A 16,357-nucleotide genomic window follows, 5' to 3' on the forward strand; every position below is an offset into this window, starting at 1 on the left:
TAACCATGATGTGCCAGGTAGCGGACCTCCGAGGCTGGCGATAAAAACCTTGGAGTAGTGCCATGCCTTTCACACCAAAAGCCCTGCTGGGGTTGGGGATTCTATGCGCGGCCGGTGCCGTTTCCAGCGGCGCACAGGCCGCCGGTATCGAGCGCGTGCCGTCGACGTATCCGAACTCGCCGATTCTGCAGGCGGTCACGCTGCCGCCGAGCAGCCAGCTCACGTACGTGTCCGGAATTCTGCCGGATCCGGTTGACCCCAAGGCCGGCAAAGACGACCTGCACGCCGCAGGCAGCACCGAGCAACAGACCGTGGCGGTGTTTCGCAAAATCGAAGCGGTGCTCGCGCAACGCGGCCTGACGCTTGGCGATGTGGTGAAGCTGAACGTGTACCTGGTTGCCGACCCGGCCAAGGGCGGACGCCTGGATTTCGAGGGTTTGCAGGCCGGCTTCCGGCAGTTCTTCGGCACCGACAAACAACCGCTCAAAGCCGCGCGCACCACGGTGCAAGTCGCAGGCTTGGTGCTGCCCGGTGCGTTGATCGAGGTCGAGGCCATCGCCGCCACCGCGCCAGACACCACCGCAACAGCTGCCGCCAAACACTAAATGCCCCAGGCGCTTTAAACAGGAAGTTTTTCAATGCGTAGTGCGTTCAGTAAAACCTTTGCATTGTCGTCTATCAGTGCTGCCTTGCTGGCGGCTGGCGTGCCGATTACCGCCCTGGCCGATGACCCGACGCTCGATACCGTGGTGGTCACCGGCGTACGCGGCAGCCAGCCGCGCACCGTGACCGACAGCCCGGCGCCGATTGATGTGATCACGGCGGAGCAGTTAGAGAAAACCGGCCAGAACGGCCTCAAGGACATCCTCACGCGGCTGCTGCCTTCGTTCAACGCGCCAACCATTAACGGCGGCGGCACGGCGTTTCTGGTGCGTGGCATCAGCATGCGCGGGCTGGGTGGCGATCAGGTGCTGATTCTGGTGAACGGCAAGCGCCGGCATAACACGGCGATGATCAACAACAATGCGCGGGTGGGCACGGCGGCGGTGCCAGTGGATCTGGACCTGATTCCCACCGCTGCCATCGAGCGCATCGAGGTTTTGCGTGACGGCGCGGCGGCGCAGTACGGGTCGGATGCCATTGCCGGGGTGATCAATATCATCCTCAAGAAAGACAACTCGGGCGTCACCTCCGACAGCTCGCTGGGCCAGTACTACAGCGGTGACGGCACCACTGGGCACGAAGCGGCCAATCTTGGTTTGCCCCTCGGCGAGGGTGGCTTCTTTAACCTGTCGTTTGACGCCAAGTCGCAGGAACCCTACGACCGCTCGGGTTCCGTGGTCGGCAACTACGGCACGCTCGCCAATGGCCAACCCGACCCGCGCACCAGCCAAACCCACGGCTGGGGCGAGGAATACGGACTGGGCCGCGACCGCACGGTCAGCACGGCGTACAACCTTGAGTTGCCGCTGCAAAACGACGTGACGCTGTATTCGTTCTCGACCTTCAGCTATCGCGACGGCAAGAAAGTGCTCGGCCATCGCGCGCCAACCGATATCACGGCGCTCAATGGCGTAGCCGGCGCGCCGTATCCCAAGGGCGGCCAGGCCACCCGCGAGGTAAAGGAAACCGACTACCAATTCGCCGTCGGCGCCAAAGGCCTGTTAGCCGACTGGGATTGGGACCTGTCGACCACCTATGGCCGCGACAAAGCCAAGCTCTACACCGACAACAACCTGAACATTTCCAACGGCCCGGATTTTAGTCAGCAGCGCTTTCACCTGGCCGACGAAATCTTTGATCAATGGACCAACAACCTCGACTTCACCCGCGCGCTGGATATCGGCTGGAGCAGCCCGCTGGAAACCTCGTTCGGCATTGAGTACCGCTGGGAAAAATACGAGCTGGGGGAGGGCGAGGCCAATTCCTATAACTACGGCAACTACGTGATTCCGACCGGGCAGTACGCCGGCCGACGTCCAGATCCGGGCCTGTTCTCGGTGAACGGCACCAACCCGGAAGATGCCGGCGACCAGATTCGCCACAGCGGCGCGGCGTACGTCGATTTCGGTTTGAACGTGACGTCCAACTGGTACGCCGCCTTCGCTTTACGTCAGGAGCAGTACAACCAGGACATCGGCGAAACCACCAGCGGCAAGTTCACCACGCGCTATGAATTCCTGCCGGGTTACGCCGTGCGGGCAGCGGTGAGCAATGGCTTCCGCGCGCCGTCGTTGGCGCAGAACGTGTTCTCGTCCACCAGCTCGGTGACCCAGTTCCTCGGCGGCGGCGCCACCACCACAGCGCGAACCAAGCAGATGCGGCCCGGTTCGGCGGAAGCCATCGCCTTGGGCGCCGAAACCCTCAAGCCGGAGAAGTCGCGCAATTACAGCCTCGGGTTCACCGCTGAGCCCATCCAGCGCCTGCGCTTTACGGCCGACTTCTACCTGATCGACATCGACGATCGCATTCTGCAAACCGGCATTTTGTCGGGCCCTGCGGTGTCGCAGATTCTGGTCAACGCCGGTCTGGCGCCGAACCTGGCGGGGCAATATTTCGCCAATGCCGCCGACACGCGCACCAAGGGCATCGACCTGGTGCTCGACTACAGCCAGAACTTCGAGGAGTACGGCCAGGCGAAGTGGAGCGTGGCGTACAACCACAACAAAACCACTATTCGTGACCTGGCCGAAACGCCGGGCGAGTTGTCCAGCCTGGGCAGCGGCTACGTGTTGTTCGACCGCCAGCAGCAAACCGACCTGACCAAGGCCACGCCCAAGGACAAGTGGATTTTCTCCACCAACTACCGGCTCGATAGCTGGAACGTGAACCTGGCCGTGAGCCGCTACGGCGAATACACCGAGGGCAATAACAACCCGGCCAACGACCGCACCTACAGTCCGAAATGGATTACCGACATCGACGTGGCGTACGACCTCACGCAGAACGTGACCGTCGCCGTAGGCGCCAACAACCTGTTCGACGAATACCCGGACAGCATCGGCATCGTGCCCTGGGCCGGCACCTACGAGTACGGCATGTTCTCGCCCTATGGCCTGGGCGGCGGTTACTACTACGGCCGCTTGAGCCTGGCGTTCTGATGAAAACCTTCACCGTGCTATTGGCCGCGTTGCTGACCCTTGCCCCGGTTGTTCAGGGCGAGGAGCTGCTGCGGGTTTCAAGCCAAAAGGCCTCGCTGAAAATTCTGCTGGAAGCGGCCGGCGAGTTGAAAGACCTGCCGTACCGCATCGAGTTCGCCTCGTTCGGTGCGGCGGCGCCTACCGCCGAAGCGCTGGCCGCTGGCGCGGTGGACATCGGCACGCTGGGCGATGCGCCGTTTGTGTTTGCCGCAGGCGCTGGCGCCCCGCTGAAAACCGTTGGCGTGGTGCGCGTGCAGGTCACGCAAACGGCGGTGGCCATTGTGGTGAATCAGGACTCGCCGCTGCGTGATGCGGCGAGTTTGAAGGGCAAGAAAATCACCACCACACGCGGCTCCATCGGCCATTACCTGGCGCTGGCGGCGCTGCGTGGGGCAGGGCTGACGGGCAAGGATGCGCAGTTCATTTTCCTGCAACCGGCCGAATCCCGAGGCCTGTTGGCCAACGGCGAGGCCGACGCCTGGGCCACGTGGGACCCCTACACCAGCATGAGCCAGGTCGAGGGCGGCACGCGGGTGCTCGTCAGTGGCGAAGGCTTGTTTGCCGGCAACATGTTGCTGGTGGCCAACGACACGGCGATTCGCGACAAGCCTGGGCTGTTGGCCGATTTCCTCCAGCGCCTGGCCCGGGCGTACGTGTGGGCCAACGCCAACGAGCCAGCCTTCTCCGCCATCCAGGCGCGCCACAGCGGTTTGCCGGTCGAGATTCACAGCCGCTCCAACCGCTACTCGCAACCGCACCGCGTGCCCATCGACGCAGAGGTCATCGCCGACGTGCAACGCACCGCCGACCTGTACCGCGCCGAAGGGATCATCAGCCAGCCATTCGAAGCCAGCGGCTTATTCGCCCCCCGATTCAACCAGGAACCGCCCCCATGACCCACCACAACCCCTGTAGGAGCGGCTTCAGCCGCGATGCTCTTGGCCGAGCCCACCGTTTCCAGGCCCGGCCAATCGCGGCTAAAGCCGCTCCCACAGAAAGCACAGCGAGTTAGCCGGAGCCTCATGACCCAACGCAAAACCTGTGGGAGCGGCTTTAGCCGCGATGCTCTTGGCTGAGCCCGCCGTTTTCAGGCCCGGCCAATCGCGGCTGAAGCCGCTCCCACAGAAAGCAAGTGAGTTAGCCGGAGCCTCATGACCCAACGCAAAACCTGTAGGAGCGGCTTTAGCCGCGATGCTCTTGGCCGAGCCCACCGTTTCCAGGCCCGGCCAATCGCGGCTAAAGCCGCTCCTACAGGGAGCAAAGCGAGTCCGTTGCAAGACCTGAGTTGCCCGTGACGCAACCCGCTGTTGGTCGACCATCCATTCCACTCAGGGACGTTCAGGAGTTTGTATGTTCACCACCCTTACTGCCGATCAACTACAGCCGTCGCATATCGCCGACGTGCTGCACAAGCGTTCTTACGGTGTGCGCCTCAAGGGTTTTTGCCCGGCGGACACGGTGCAATTGGCCCGCGAGCGCCTGGCTCGTCATGAGCTGCGCGGCACCTTCACGGAGCAGAAAGAATTCAATCGCCTGGGCAAGGCCTATATCGAAATCGGCGATGAGCACAGTCGCCAGGAGTATCACGCCCAGGCGCTGACCAATATCCGCAAGATTCGCGACACCTTTCGCCCGCTGGCGTCGCCCATCGATGACCTGCGTTTGCTGCTCGATGAGGTGTGGCCCAAGGGCGCGCGGCTGCTGGATGTAAACGGCGAGAAATGCTTTGTCGGCATCGCCCGGTTTCAGGGCAGCGGCGTCGACCTGACGCCGCACACCGACAACCTCGAACGCAACGCGCCCAGCGACCACGAGCCGCGTTTGCTCACTCAGCTGTCCACCAACATCTACCTGGAAATTCCGGAGGACGGCGGCGAGCTGGAAATCTGGGGCATCGAGCCCGACGAGGAACAATACGAACGCCTGCGCGGCACCCGCGCCTATGGCATCGAGCGCGATTTGCTGCCGCCGCCGGACTTCGTGATCAAGCCAGAACCCGGCGACCTGATTCTGCTTAACCCCCGCCTGATCCATGCGGTGCGCCCGTCGGCCACCAGCACGCGCGTCACCCTTGGCGTGTTTATCGGCTATTTCGGCGACGACCAACCTTTGGCCTACTGGAGCTAACGACCATGAGCGATGTGGAAGCGATCAATCTCAAAGCGTATTTCAACAAGGGCGGTGAAGAATTGGATTTCACCGGCAAACGCTGCGTGCTAGCGGTGAGCGTGGGGCAGGAATACCACGAGGAACAAAAGCTCAGCTCCACCGTGCACCTGATTAACAAGTCCGGCTTCAGCGAAGTGAAAGTGGTGGTGGCCGACACCCTGCAACGCCACAACAAACACGGCAAGTCGCCGGGCCTGGCGTTGTCGGCGTCGATTCGTGATGGCGAGGCGTGGCTTAAGCGCAATCGTAAATACCTCGACGGCTTGGAGGCGAAAGTGACCATCAGCCGCTGGAACGAAGAGTTGGCCTCAGATCGCTACGCCGACCTGCGCTTGCAGGTGAACGAGGTGTACGCCCAGCCCGACAGCCGCTTGCGCGCGGCCATCGACACCACCATTGGCGTGTTTATCGAGCGATTGTTGTTGCGTGACCCGGCAGCGGATACCCAACAGGCCGCCGCGCAGTGCCGCGAATACATTCTGGAAGAAATTCCGATCATTTTGCCGCTGTGGGCTGAGCAGGGTTACGACTTCATCATTTACCCGCAGCAGATGACCCACGCCATGGCCACGGCCCGCGAACTGTTGATCGAACCGGTGCACCCGGAGCGCGTGTATTGGCTGCCGCTGAAGTTCAAAAAGCGCGGCATTCCCATTCCCTTCAGCCTGCCCGGCGTGGTGCACCCGGCGTGGTCGCACGCGGCGATTGCCGTATAGGCCTGGGCGTTTTTTGGCGGGTGGTCGTGCCGCCCGCGTTATTGACTTTTTGAGGAGTAATCCATGGGCGTTTTTGCGCAACCGCAACGCAAATGGTGGGCCTTGTTTGGCGTGAGCATCGCCAGCTTTCTGGGCTGCGTTGATTTCACCATCGTCAACACCGCCTTGCCGGCATTACAGGCCGACCTTGGCACCTCGTTCGAGGCGCTGCAGTGGGTGATCAACGGCTTCATTCTGGCGTTGTCGAGTTTTATGGTGCTGGTCGGTCGGCTGGCCGATTTGTACGGGCGCAAGCGCGTGCTGTTTATCGGCCTGACCGTGTTCGGCGCGGCGTCGTTCGCGGCCGGCGTCGCCACGGGCATCGACCTGCTGATCGCCGCCCGCGTCGCCCAGGGCTTGGCATGCGCGGTGCTGTACACGGCCTCTGGCGCGATTGTGGCGAATGCCTTCCCGGCCAGTGAACAAGGACGCGCTTTTGGCGTGCTGTTCAGCGTTAACGGCGTGGGCTTGGCCAGCGGCCCGGTGCTGGGCGGGGTGATTGCCAGTGCGTTGGGCTGGCAATGGATTTTCCTGCTTAACGTGCCGTTTGTGCTGCTCAGCCTAGCGATTTGCGCCTGGGCGGTGGACGAGTCGCGGGGCGAGGGCCAAGGCCTGGACGGCTGGGGCGCGCTGTTGCTGTTGATCGGCCTGCCAAGCCTGGTGCTGCTGATTGTGCAGGGCGGCGCCTGGGGTTGGACGTCGCCGGTAAGCCTGGCCTTGCTGGTCGTGGCGGTGCTGGCACTGGTGGCGTTTATGCAAGTGGAGCGGCGGGTGAGGGCGCCCATTGTCGACCTGACACTGTTTGCCAATCGCCGTTTTGTGGCGGCCGTTGTGGCCAGCTTTGCCCTCGCGGTTTTCTACTGCCTGGCGTTCTTTGTGATGCCGTTGTACCTGGCGCTGATCCGGGGCGACAGCGTGCAAACCAGCGGGCTTTTATTGCTGCCGACGACGCTGGGCGTGGCGGTGCTGTCGCCGGTGGTGGGGCGTTTGGTCGACCGCAAAGGGCCGGCGTTACTCATCCAGGCAGGCCTGGCGCTGTTTGTCGTATCCGCCTTGCTGCAAACGGGCTTCGACACCCACACCTCGCTGGTTTACCTGCTCGGCGCCTTCGCGCTCATGGGCGTGGGCTGGGCCTGCGTATTGGGACCCTCGACGGTGCTGGGCATGACCTCGGTGCCGGCGAACATCAGCTCGGTGGCCATGGGCTCGCTGATGACCTTGCACAACATTGGCGGCGGGCTTGGCCTGGCGATAGGTGTGGGCGTGTACCGCTTTTTCGCCGCGCGCGAGCTGAGCGCTGTCAGCAGCAGTCAGGCCGATTGGGTCAACGCCGCCGTGGCCCAGCCGGAGCAGGGCGTGGCTTTGCTGAAAGAGCACCTGAGCCAGGCGCCGGAGGTGCTCAATGGCTGGGTTCAACAGGCGTTTTTGCACGGTTACCAGGCGGTGATGGTGTTCCTGGCCGTGGTGCTGGCTGTGGCGTTTACCGGCGTGATGCTGTTGCTGCGTCGCCAGTCGGCGCAAGCCGTGGAAACGCCGGAGCACGCCCATGGCTAATGCAGACGGACGTTTGCGCCTGGGCGCGTTCTTGTCTGGCAGCGGCGCCCACACCGGCGCCTGGCGCCACCCGCAGGCCGACGCCGATGCCTCGCTGAACATTCAGCGCTACCAGCACTACGCGCAAACCCTGGAGCGCGGGCGCTTCGATGCGCTGTTTCTTAACGACAACGTCAGCGTCGGCGAGCTGGCCCCCGAGGTGCTGGCGCGCGGGCCGTATAGCTTGCGTTGGGACCCGCTGATTCTGCTGCCCGCGCTGGCCATGGTGACCCGCCATATCGGCCTGATCGCCACCGCCAACACAAGCTACAACCAGCCGTACAACCTGGCGCGCAGCTTCGCCTCGCTGGACCAACTGTCCAACGGCCGCGCCGGCTGGAACCTGGTCACAGCGCTGGTCGGCGCCGAGAACTTCAACGGCGACCAACCCCTGGCCCACGCCGAACGCTACGAGCGCGCCGAGGAATTTCTCGACGTGGTCACCGGCCTGTGGGACAGCTGGGCCGACGATGCCTTTGTGCTGGATAAAGCCAGCGGCACCTGGCTCGATGTGACGCGAATGCACAGGCTCAACCACCGTGGACGGCACTTCCAGGTGCAAGGCCCGCTGAACGCGCCGCGTCCGGTGCAGGGCTGGCCCGTGATTGCCCAGGCCGGCTCGTCGGACGCGGGCCGGGAACTGGCGGCCCGCAGCGCCGAGTTGGTGTTTACAGCGCAGCAAACCCTGGGCGAGGCGCAGGCGTTTTATCAGGACTTGCACGCGCGCGCGGCCGGTTTTGGACGAACGCCGGATGCGCTGAAAATCTTCCCCGGCGTGTCGCCCATCGTCGGCCGCACCGCCAGCGAGGCCGAGGAAAAACATCAGCAGTTACTGGAATTGGTCGACCCCCGCAGCGCGCTCAAACAACTGAGCTTTCTGCTCGACCTGGGCTTTGATCTGGCCGCGTTGCCGCTGGACGCACCTGTACCGATACCGGAACAGCCGCCCACTACCGAGCGGCACAAAAGCCGTCAGCAATTGGTGCTCGACCTGATCCGCCGCGAACGGCCCACGGTCGGCCAGTTGCTGCGCACGTTAGGGGCGGGCGGCCATCGCCTGGTGGTCGGCACAGCGGCGCATATCGTCGATGAATTGGCCGCGTGGTACCACGAAGGGGCGGCGGACGGCTTCAATATCCTGTTCACCCATTTGCCGGGCGGCGTGGATGATTTTGTCGATCAGGTGGTGCCGCAATTGCAGCGCCAGGGGCTGTTTCGCGAGCAGTACGAAGGCGCTACGTTGCGCGAGAACCTGGGCTTGCAGCGCGTGGCCAATCGGCACTTTGCCGGCTGAAGTGTCGGCATCTGATCCGCATTTAATCGCGTTATCTGCCGCTGTTTTGTAAGGCGGCAGGCACGGCATAGTCCCTGGCATTATTCGGGGGCAGATGCATGTATCAATACGACGATTACGACCAGGCGCTGGTGTTCGAGCGCGTCGAGCAGTTTCGCGACCAGGTGCAGCGCCGGCTCAGCGGTGAACTGAGCGAAGACGAGTTTCTGCCACTGCGGTTGCAGAACGGTCTGTACCTGCAAAAGCACGCCTACATGCTGCGGGTGGCTATTCCCTACGGCACGCTGAGTGCCGTGCAGTTGCGCTGCCTGGCGGCCATCGCCCGCGACTACGACCGTGGCTATGGCCACTTCACCACCCGGCAAAATCTTCAATTCAACTGGATTGAACTGGAGCAAGTGCCAGACATTCTTGCGCGCCTGGCCGAGGTACAGATGCACGCGATTCAGACCTCCGGCAACTGCGTGCGCAACATCACCACCGAGGCGTTTGCTGGCGTGGCGGCAGACGAATTGCTCGACCCGCGCCCGCTGGCAGAAATTTTGCGGCAGTGGTCCACGGTGAACCCGGAATTCCTGTTCCTGCCGCGCAAATTCAAAATTGCCTTGTGCGCGGCACACGAAGACCGCGCCGCCGTGCAAATGCATGACATCGGCCTGTACCTGTACCGCGACGACGCCGGTGAGCTGCTGCTGCGCGTGATGGTGGGCGGCGGTTTGGGGCGCACGCCGATTCTGTCGCAGACGATTCGCGACGGCCTGGCCTGGCAGCACGTGCTGTCGTATGTGGAAGCGATTTTGCGCGTGTACAACCGCCACGGCCGGCGCGACAACAAATACAAAGCGCGGATCAAAATCCTGGTGAAAGCCCTGGGCATCGAAGCTTTTGCCGCCGAGGTGGAGCGCGAGTGGCAACACATCAAAGACGGCCCGGCCGAACTGACCGAAGCCGAATACCAGCGCGTAGCCGCCGCGTTTGTGCCGCCCGCCTATGAGCAGTTGCCAACCGTCGACCTGGACTTCGGCACGCAGCTGACCAACAGCAACGCCTTCGGGCAATGGACCGAACGCAACGTGCACGCCCATAAAGTGCCGGGTTATGCCTCGGTGGTGCTCTCGACCAAACCTGGCGCCGCGCTGCCACCCGGAGACGTCACGGCCGAACAGATGGACGCCGTGGCGAATTGGGCCGAGGCATTGGGCTTTGGCGAAATTCGCATCGCCCACGAACAAAACATCGTGCTGCCCGACGTGCGCAAACGCGACCTCTACACCCTGTGGCAAGCCGCGTGCGAGCACGGGCTGGGCACAGCAAATATCGGCCTGCTCACCGACGTGATCGCCTGCCCGGGCGGCGACTACTGCTCGCTGGCCAACGCCAAATCCATCCCCGTGGCGCAAGCGATTCAGGCGCACTTCGACAACCTCGACTACCTGCACGACATCGGCGATCTGAGCCTGAACATCTCCGGCTGCATGAACGCCTGCGGCCATCACCATATCGGCAACATCGGCATTCTGGGCGTCGATAAAAACGGCAGCGAGTGGTACCAGATCACCCTGGGCGGCGCGCAGGGGCAGCAGGCCGCGCTGGGCAAAGTCATCGGCCCCTCGTTCGCCGCCGAGCAGGTGCCGCAGGTGATCGAACGCATCGTGAATACCTTCACCGACTACCGGGAAGTGCAGGAACGCTTCGTCGATACCGTGCAGCGCATCGGCTTGGAACCGTTTAAAGAACGCGTCTACCGGGCGGAGGTGGTGGCATGAGCAACCTGATTCGCTTGATCAATGGCCAGGCCGTGATCGACCGGGCCGACGCCACCCCAATTGTGCCGCTGGCTGCCTGGCAGCCTGGCAACGGCTTGCTGCTGGGGCCGGACGATGACGTGGAAACGCTCGACCTGCCATTCGCTGACGTGGCGTTGATCGCCATCGACTTTCCCAGCTTTCGCGATGGTCGCGGTTACAGCCAGGCGTACTTATTGCGCCAACGCTTGGGTTGGCGCGGTGAATTGCGCGCCGTGGGCGATGTGTTGCGCGATCAGCTTAGCCACATGCGCCAGTGCGGCTTCGACAGCTTTGCCGTGCGTGCGGACAAGTCTGTAGAGGATGCGTTGAAAGGGTTGGCGGGCATGAGCGTGGTGTATGGGCGTTCGGCCATTGAGCCACGGCCGTTGTTTCGACGGCGGGCGGGTGAGGGCAGCGAGTAAAGGCCGACCCTCACCCCCAGCCCCTCTCCCGCTAGCGGGAGAGGGGAGCCAAAACGCGGTCTGCTTTTAGTCCCCTCGCCCCTCGGGGAGAGGGTTAGGGTGAGGGGGCTGCGTGCACAATCGCCCATCCATTAACCGAAAAAATTCCCGCCCATCTCCACCGTCCAGTGAACCTTTGCCCCGTTACGGCAATCTTTGACGGGACGGTTTTTTCAACGGAGGTGTGTATGTTTTTGCGCTCATTCAGTCTGGCGTTGATGGTCGCGCTCAGCGGCCTGGCGTTTGCCGACGATACCGACAGCCCGCTCGCCGCCGACCGTGGCCAGGCGCGGCCGCTGATCGTGATCGCCAACAGCAGCGCCGATCCCGCACTGGTCAAGCTGCTGGCCGCGCTGAAAGAGCCGGCTAACGAAGCCGCGTTTAAAGAACGCAACATGGTGCTCTACACCGTGGTGAACACCATCGGCCAACGCAACGGCAAAGACCTCGACCCGCAAAGCACCATGGCCCTGATTCGCGCGCTGAAGCTGGGCGCCAGCGCCGATGCGAAAGTGATTCTGGTTGGCAAAGATGGCGAGAAGAAGCTGGAACACTCCGGCGCCATCGATCCGAAGCAACTATTTAGCGCGGTGGATGAGATGCCGATGCGTGAGAGAGAAGCGAGCAAGCCGGCGGACGCTGCGGCACCGGCACCGGCACCGGCACCTGCGCCGCTGGATGATTAGCGTTAGGCGTAGAGCACCACGGCCGCCAGGGCGAGGTAACGGCCGGCTTTGGCGATAGTGACCAGCAGCACGAATCGCCACAGCGGTTCGCGCATCACGCCCGCAATCAGGGTCAGCGGGTCACCGACGATGGGCAGCCAGCTGAGCAGCAGCGTCCAGCAGCCGTAACGCTGGTACCACCCCTGGGCGCGTTGCAGCTGCTGTTCGTTGGCGGGGAACCAGCGTTGTTGGCGATAGCGTTCGATTCCACGGCCAAGTGCCCAATTCACCAGCGAGCCCAGTACGTTGCCGAGGGTGGCTACGAGTAGTAGCGCTGCGGTTGAGTAGCGGTCTGTGAGTAGCAGGCCGGCTAGCACGGCTTCCGATTGCAGAGGGAGCAGGGTGGCGGCGATGAAGGCGCTGGCGAATAGGCTGAGGTAGGGGATAAGCATGGGGGCGGACTGTATCGATTGGGTCCGGGGCGGTCTAGGCGAATCAAGAGCATTGCGGCTAAAGCGGAATGCCGCCCAGCCGATCCTACAAAATCTGCGCAATCTGTGGGAGCGGCTTTAGCCGCGAGATTTTGATCTTGCTTCACCGCTTTTGATCTTGCGTGTGATCTACCTCGCTAGGTTTATCGCAGGCCGAGTGGAGTCGTTGCGTAGGGGGTTGAGCGGCCGGGAGCCGCGAAAGGCGTGTCGGGCCATGGATGGCCCGTCTCGCCGTGCCCCCGGAGTAACGACGGAGCGAGGGAACCCGCAGCGCAGCGGAGGGCCAAGGTAGGAGTGTACGAGACAACCACATGGGTAACAAAAGTGTTCAATCACATGGGTGACACTTTCAAGGATAGATACCCATCCTTCTGCTCCCTTTCGTCCAGCCTACCTATCACAACCGGGCCGAAATGAACGGCCCAAAGATCATCGCCAATTTGCTCCAGCCCAATTAGTTCGTGCCTTAAAAGATACCCCACATAAATGCGCATACCGTGGCGATTGATGATCCCGCTGCAGTCGGCCCGGTGCGGTTCGACATAGCCAGGATATGTCGGCTCCGGCAAGCGTTCCGGGTATGGCCGTGGCGAATTCTGGTAATGGGTTTTGGGCGTGCTCTGGTTTAGCGCTTCGTGCGGCCGCTGCTCATTGTAATTATGACGAAACAGGTCGAACTGCCTTTGCTGCTCCGCCATATGCGCAGAACAGGGGTGAGTGACGGCCCGTTTCAGCGTCCGATGCATACGTTCGTGGCGCCCATTCTGTTCGGGGCGGCCAGGTGCTATTCGTTCAGGAATGATGCCCAGCCGTAGCCACCAAATGGAGAGTTGGCTTAGACCTGTTTTGCCAGCGCTAGCGAAGGGGGTGCCGTTGTCTGTTCGCAGGCGCGAAGGTAATCCGTAGCAGCGAAACAAATCTTCGAAAGCCGACTTGGTCTCCTTTAGCCGTGTGCCGGACATGCCTTCGCAAGCCAGCAGAAAACGACTGGCGTGATCCATCACCGTCAACGGATAACACCACTTCCCGTCCTGAGTCAGGAACTGACCTTTGTAGTCGGCGCTCCAGAGTTCATTAGGTTCGTTGGTCGATTTAAGCGGCTTTGGATAGCTAGGTACCCGCTTACGAAGCCGGCGGGGCGTGACCAATCCCGCCTGTTTGAGGATGCTGTAGATCGTGGTCCGGGAAGGACTTTGCCCAGGATATCGCTGCTCCACGAGTGCCTGGATCTTCTTCGGCCCCAGTTCAACCGCAGATCGGCGCCTTAGATCAAGGATGTACTCGCGGATAACAAATGGCGTGCACACCTGTTCGCGACGCCGCCGACTTTGCTCAGCCAACCCCTCCATGCCGGCTAAGTTGTAGCGTTCCACCCACTTGTAGCCGGTCTTTCGACTGATGCCGAAGTGCTCGCACAACGCAGTGAAGCTGCTGACCTGCCTGAGGTAATCAGCAATGAACAACACTTTCTCGTCCATAGGTTTCAGTTCTCGCCACGGCATGAGGGCACCCTCCTGAGGGAGACCCCATTAGGTTAAAAACTGTTACCCATGTGGTTGAACTGATTTGTTACCTATGTGGGTGAGTCGTACCGGAGCTAGACTTTTTGGTTACTTTTGTGGCAATGACAAAAGTGACTCGCGCGTAAGGCGCGAAACAAAACGTTCAGTACATGCGGTAATGAATACCTCCGCACTTCATACCGGTGTACGGCGGGAAATACTGGATCCCCGCGTGCGCGAGGATGACGGAGGTTGGGGCGACTATTGCGTTGGGCTTCGCCGCGTTCGGCACACGCGGTAATGAATACCTGCGCACTTCACACCGGTGTACGGCTGAACACTCTGGATCCCGAATTGTCGGACCACCGCCTGCGCGGGGATGACGGAGGCTTTTACGACGGGCGTGTAGGACCGGAAATTCTGGACCGAATCGGCACAACGCCAGCCTCACGCCGGCAGATACATCCCAAACGTATTCACCCCATCCCGACTGTCCACAAACACCTCCCCCCCATGCATCAACGCAATCGCCTTAACAATCGCCAACCCCAACCCATGATTCGCCCCACTGTTCGAACGCGCCGCATCCACCCGATAAAACCGCTCAAACAGCCTCGGCAAATGCTCGCCCACAATCACCTCGCCCGGATTGGCCACACCGATGCTCACCCGTTGCCCCTGCCGATCAATAAACACATTGATCGTCTGCCCAGCAGCGGTGTGCTGCACGGCGTTGTTGAGCAGGTTGATCAGCGCGCGCAGGAAATGGGCGCGTTCGATTAGCACCTCGGCGTCGCCATGCACCTGCACCTCGACGCCGGCGTCTTCGAGAATGAAGTCCAGGTAATCCACCGCCGTCGCCACTTCAGCGGCCAACGAGGTGGTGGTCAGCTGCGTGGCTTTGTCGCCCTGGTCAGCGCGGGCCAGGAACAGCATGTCGTTGATGATTGAGCGCAGGCGTTCGAGTTCTTCGAGGTTGGATTGCAGCACTTCAAAATAATGCTCCGCCGAGCGGCCACGGGTGAGGGCGACTTGGGTCTGGCCGATCAGGTTGGTCAGCGGCGAGCGCAGTTCATGGGCGACGTCGGCGTTGAAGGATTCGAGGCGGGTGTAGGCCTGTTCCACACGGCCCAAGGTGGTGTTGAAGGCACTGGCAAATTGCTGAAGTTCGGGCGGCAGGGATGACAGTTGCAAGCGGCCCGATAGCCTCGGCGGCGTCAGTTTTTCCGCTTCCGCCGAGAGTTTGATCAAGGGCCGCAGGCCGACCCGCGCTACCCAATAACCCAGCGCGGACGCGAGCAGCACGCCGGCCACCGCCAGGCTCAGCAGGGCAATCAGTAAGTGATGCTGGGTTTGCCAGAAGGTTTCGGTGTCGATGGCGATCAAAAAACGCAGGGGCGGGCGGCCGTCTTTGGCTTCGAATTGGCTGACCAGCACTTTCTGCGGGTAAGCGCGGTCGTCGGTGACCAGCTCGCGAATGCCCAGCGGGCCAGCGGCAAATGCTCGAATGGCCGGGGTCGGCGCGCCGAATTCATAGGCCGGGTTGCCACTCACGACCCAAAAGCGGATGCGTTTGTCTTCTTCGCTGAGCAGGGTGAGTTTGTTGGTGATTTTCAGCCAGTGTTCCGGCGTGCCGAAACGGTCAACGGCGGATTCGAGCACGCTGTAGCGCGCGTCCAGTTCAGCGTCGGGGAGCATGCTCATGCCCTTGTCGACCTGCTGGTACAGCGCGCCGCCAATCAACAGGAACACCAACAACGCCACCAGCGTGAACAACGCGCTCATGCGCAAGGCGATGGATTTACTCAGCGGCGTGGCCTCACTCGCCATGGCGGCTCTCCAGCACATAGCCCATGCCACGAATGGTGTGCAGTAATTTGCCGGCGAACGGGCCGTCGAGTTTGGCGCGCAGGCGTTTGATCGCCACTTCCACCACGTTGGCGTCGCTGTCGAAATTCACGTCCCAGACCATTTCGGCTAGCGCGGTTTTCGACAGAATTTCGCCTTGGTGGCGGGCCAGTGCGCTGAGCAACGAGAACTCTTTGGCGGTGAGGTCCAGCCGCTGGCCGGCGCGCGTGGCTTTGCGGCTGATGAGGTCGACGGCCAGATCAGCGATGCTGATTTGCACCGGCTCATGGCTGGCGCCGCTGCGCCGGGTGAGGGCTTGCAGGCGGGCGACCAGTTCGAGAAAGGAGAACGGTTTGCCCAGGTAATCGTCGGCGCCTTCACGCAGGCCGCGAATGCGGTCTTCCACGCGTTCGCGGGCGGTGAGCATGATCACCGGCGTTTGTTTGCGCGCACGCAGCGCACGCAGCACGCCGAAGCCGTCGAGGCCGGGCAGCATGACGTCGAGCACGATCACGGCGTAGTCGTTTTCCAGCGCCAGGTGCAGGCCGTCGATACCGTCGCGGGCCACGTCCACGGTGTAACCCTGCTCGGTGAGGCCACGGTGCAGGTAGTCGGCGGTTTTTTCTTCGTCTTCGATGATCAGAATGCGCAT

General features: G+C 62.1%; 14 protein-coding genes. 10 read left to right on the forward strand and 4 right to left on the reverse strand.

Annotation, left to right across the window (positions count from 1 at the left end):
- The first annotated feature begins 62 nt into the window (after nucleotides 1-62).
- From ACZZZU_RS02390 to ACZZZU_RS02435, 10 genes are all read left to right on the forward strand, one after another.
- Complete coding sequence (locus ACZZZU_RS02390) at nucleotides 63-605, forward strand: RidA family protein (RefSeq protein WP_463549609.1); 543 nt, start codon at nucleotides 63-65, stop codon at nucleotides 603-605.
- 33 nt (nucleotides 606-638) lie between these two features.
- The gene (locus ACZZZU_RS02395) at nucleotides 639-3,101 is read left to right on the forward strand and encodes a TonB-dependent receptor plug domain-containing protein (RefSeq protein WP_463549610.1); all 2,463 of its coding nucleotides are present in this window, start codon (nucleotides 639-641) and stop codon (nucleotides 3,099-3,101) included.
- Entirely contained in the window at nucleotides 3,101-4,036 is a 936-nt protein-coding gene (locus ACZZZU_RS02400) for an ABC transporter substrate-binding protein (RefSeq protein WP_463549611.1), read from the forward strand. Before ACZZZU_RS02395 ends, ACZZZU_RS02400 begins: the two co-directional genes overlap by 1 nt.
- A gap of 454 nt (nucleotides 4,037-4,490) precedes the next feature.
- Entirely contained in the window at nucleotides 4,491-5,267 is a 777-nt protein-coding gene (locus ACZZZU_RS02405) for a 2OG-Fe(II) oxygenase (RefSeq protein ID WP_122495888.1), read from the forward strand.
- A gap of 5 nt (nucleotides 5,268-5,272) precedes the next feature.
- Nucleotides 5,273-6,025: a tRNA-dependent cyclodipeptide synthase gene (locus ACZZZU_RS02410; RefSeq protein ID WP_463549612.1), complete on the forward strand. Its 753-nt coding sequence runs from the start codon at nucleotides 5,273-5,275 to the stop codon at nucleotides 6,023-6,025.
- Between the two features lie 63 nt (nucleotides 6,026-6,088).
- Nucleotides 6,089-7,618, forward strand: a complete 1,530-nt coding sequence (locus ACZZZU_RS02415; RefSeq protein WP_463549613.1) for an MFS transporter — start codon at nucleotides 6,089-6,091, stop codon at nucleotides 7,616-7,618.
- Nucleotides 7,611-8,951: an LLM class flavin-dependent oxidoreductase gene (locus ACZZZU_RS02420; protein WP_463549614.1), complete on the forward strand. Its 1,341-nt coding sequence runs from the start codon at nucleotides 7,611-7,613 to the stop codon at nucleotides 8,949-8,951. The genes ACZZZU_RS02415 and ACZZZU_RS02420 overlap by 8 nt, the downstream gene beginning before the upstream one ends.
- A gap of 98 nt (nucleotides 8,952-9,049) precedes the next feature.
- Nucleotides 9,050-10,717 carry a nitrite/sulfite reductase gene (locus ACZZZU_RS02425; RefSeq protein WP_463549615.1) on the forward strand — a complete coding sequence of 556 codons (1,668 nt, stop codon included), beginning with the start codon at nucleotides 9,050-9,052 and terminating at the stop codon, nucleotides 10,715-10,717.
- Complete coding sequence (locus tag ACZZZU_RS02430) at nucleotides 10,714-11,160, forward strand: DUF934 domain-containing protein (RefSeq protein ID WP_463549616.1); 447 nt, start codon at nucleotides 10,714-10,716, stop codon at nucleotides 11,158-11,160. The genes ACZZZU_RS02425 and ACZZZU_RS02430 overlap by 4 nt, the downstream gene beginning before the upstream one ends.
- 227 nt (nucleotides 11,161-11,387) lie before the next feature.
- Nucleotides 11,388-11,885, forward strand: a complete 498-nt coding sequence (locus ACZZZU_RS02435) for a DUF4174 domain-containing protein (protein WP_463549617.1) — start codon at nucleotides 11,388-11,390, stop codon at nucleotides 11,883-11,885.
- Nucleotides 11,886-11,887: 2 nt separating this feature from the next.
- Here ACZZZU_RS02435 and ACZZZU_RS02440 read toward each other — a convergent pair whose 3' ends face one another.
- From ACZZZU_RS02440 to ACZZZU_RS02455, 4 genes are all read right to left on the reverse strand, one after another.
- Nucleotides 11,888-12,316, reverse strand: a complete 429-nt coding sequence (locus tag ACZZZU_RS02440) for a YqaA family protein (RefSeq protein WP_463549618.1) — start codon at nucleotides 12,314-12,316, stop codon at nucleotides 11,888-11,890.
- Nucleotides 12,317-12,687: 371 nt separating this feature from the next.
- Nucleotides 12,688-13,857, reverse strand: a complete 1,170-nt coding sequence (locus ACZZZU_RS02445; protein ID WP_463549367.1) for an integrase core domain-containing protein — start codon at nucleotides 13,855-13,857, stop codon at nucleotides 12,688-12,690.
- A gap of 447 nt (nucleotides 13,858-14,304) precedes the next feature.
- Nucleotides 14,305-15,687, reverse strand: a complete 1,383-nt coding sequence (locus ACZZZU_RS02450; RefSeq protein WP_463549619.1) for a heavy metal sensor histidine kinase — start codon at nucleotides 15,685-15,687, stop codon at nucleotides 14,305-14,307.
- On the reverse strand, nucleotides 15,677-16,357 hold the full coding sequence (locus ACZZZU_RS02455) for a heavy metal response regulator transcription factor (protein WP_463549620.1): 681 nt from the start codon (nucleotides 16,355-16,357) through the stop codon (nucleotides 15,677-15,679). Before ACZZZU_RS02455 ends, ACZZZU_RS02450 begins: the two co-directional genes overlap by 11 nt.

The sequence above is a fragment of the Pseudomonas sp. AC136 genome (genome assembly GCF_979258585.1).